2 protein-coding genes and 1 pseudogene are annotated in these 1,867 nt (G+C 47.4%); all 3 read right to left on the reverse strand.

Features of this window, described 5'->3' with window-relative positions:
• Positions 1-88: 88 nt before the first annotated feature.
• Positions 89-835, reverse strand: coding sequence for a DUF6708 domain-containing protein (locus ACVOLI_RS20435; protein WP_481615778.1), 747 nt, complete (start codon positions 833-835; stop codon positions 89-91).
• Positions 836-1,037: 202 nt separating this feature from the next.
• On the reverse strand, positions 1,038-1,688 hold the full coding sequence (locus ACVOLI_RS20440) for a DUF6708 domain-containing protein (protein WP_481615779.1): 651 nt from the start codon (positions 1,686-1,688) through the stop codon (positions 1,038-1,040).
• 77 nt (positions 1,689-1,765) lie between these two features.
• Positions 1,766-1,867: pseudogene (locus ACVOLI_RS20445) on the reverse strand (IS5/IS1182 family transposase); the annotation flags it as partial.

The raw sequence follows: 1,867 nt of genomic DNA on the forward strand, positions 1-1,867 counted from the left end.
TACAACCCGACACGGCGACACGGTTCCAATGGCGGCCTGTCCCCGATAGAGTTTGAACGGCAGTACGCACTAAACGGCTGAAGAGTGTCTACAAAAGCCTGGGCGATTCAATATAGTGGAACAAGCTACGTCGAAATGTTACGTCTTGATTTCTAGGCTCGCAAGCAGGAACACCCGACACGCCGGACTCCATGTATTCAACACAATAATCCCAAGCATCATGCATCTCTTTGGTGGTTGGCCAATTACCCATCAACTGAAAACATCCACCCACATCAGAGCGCCCTCGATCTATTAACCAAAGGGAAAACCTCTGCATATAGACCTTGCCCGTGAATCCCTTATAACAATATATCTTGGCATCAACATCACTCCAGTCGAAAATCTTTACAGTCACAGGCCACTCCCTAAATGGATTCAAGCTATAGGAATGCTCATAAACATAGATTTTCTTAAGAGCTCTATTAAAACGAACTGGCCGATCACTCGAAATACCAAGATCCGTTTTGAATAACAGAAGAACAATCCAAGATGCACCTAGCAATAAAACTGGGAAAACAAAAACAATAGCAATAACTTCGCTATCCAACGGGAAAGCAATTTTTATAAGCAACGAAAAGCAAGCGAAGAAACCAAAAAGACCTAAGATTGCGAACAATAAAGGGCCGCCCCGCATAATTATCGAAGACCTTGATATCTCCAAAACAACGTCATCGATTCTGTTAACCAACTCGGCGGGCAATTTCGAATTTCTTACATACCCAGCACAACTTCCTGGCAAATTCTCGACCCAGCGCCCAGGGATCAAATTCGAGCCAACCTCTCCGGAAACCATCAATCTTCGTCCTTTACTTCAAGAGTAGCCCGTGCATCATCACCGGAAAAATCTGGCCAGCAGAGGGGCCAGGCTTACTGCTGGTCCTTGCGAACGGAAGTGGTGTGGGGATCCAGCGAATCACCAGATCAGGTTTTTTATGATCCGAAAGCCCTCACTATTGCTATGGATCGGCAGCCAAAGTTCGTACTCCTTGCTGTACTCATGGGCTACGCCTCAACCGGATCAACTGGTCAATCTCACCTTGATCCAAGGCTGATCCGCCAGCCTCAGCGATTATTTCGGTCGGAAATTCTGGTACGCGGGATAAATCGGTTGCACGAAGCTTGTCGCCTGCCTGCAGTGGCGGCCCGTCTTCCTCCATGTACTGCCGGATGTGCTCCCATAGCGCTAACTGCGTGCTGTCGAAACCATTGGACTGAACACCCAGTTGGATCAGCTGCTCCACTTCGTTCGCGGTGCCTTGACGAATAGCAAGCAGGCCGAGTTCAAAACCCTCCGATGCAAGATTCGCGCCTCGGAAGTAGATATAGTTGTAGATGCGCGCTCGAATCTGATCATCCCATCTGTATGCTATAGGTGTGCCATGAGAGCCGTTCTTCCAGAATCTAAAAAAACCTCCATTCAGATACGGAAGGATATAGACCAACTTTGTTTTTTTGTTAAAGAGCACTGGATCATCCAGCGAGTTCTTTGTCGCTAGGCGCCAAAAATAGGTCCCGAAGCAAAAAAGAAAATATGACGGAAACCCAAAAAAAACCAGCGTGAACAGCAGATCAACTGTTATAGGGATTTCGACCTCCACCAGCGCCATCAATAACAAAACAAAAAAAACGACCCCAACTGACCACATGAAATATGCGGAAAATTTCGACCAGCCAACACTCTTAGCGTATTCGCCACGAACGGTACCAACTTCTAAGAGCGTGTTCAAAGTCTTTTGAGCAAGAGCACCAAGAATGCCAAGTGGACGAACTGCAGGCTGGTGTTGAGCCATCGCTCGCAGTTCTTCCACAGCCTCCTGTTCTTGTC

It is taken from the genome of Stenotrophomonas sp. STEN029, from assembly GCF_056760015.1.

Coding starts and splice junctions, on each gene's coding strand:
- ACVOLI_RS20440 (WP_481615779.1), bottom strand. CDS start 1,688: ATGTGGTCAGTTGGGGTCGTTTTTTTTGTTTTGTTATTGATGGCGCTG.
- ACVOLI_RS20435 (WP_481615778.1), bottom strand. CDS start 835: ATGGTTTCCGGAGAGGTTGGCTCGAATTTGATCCCTGGGCGCTGGGTC.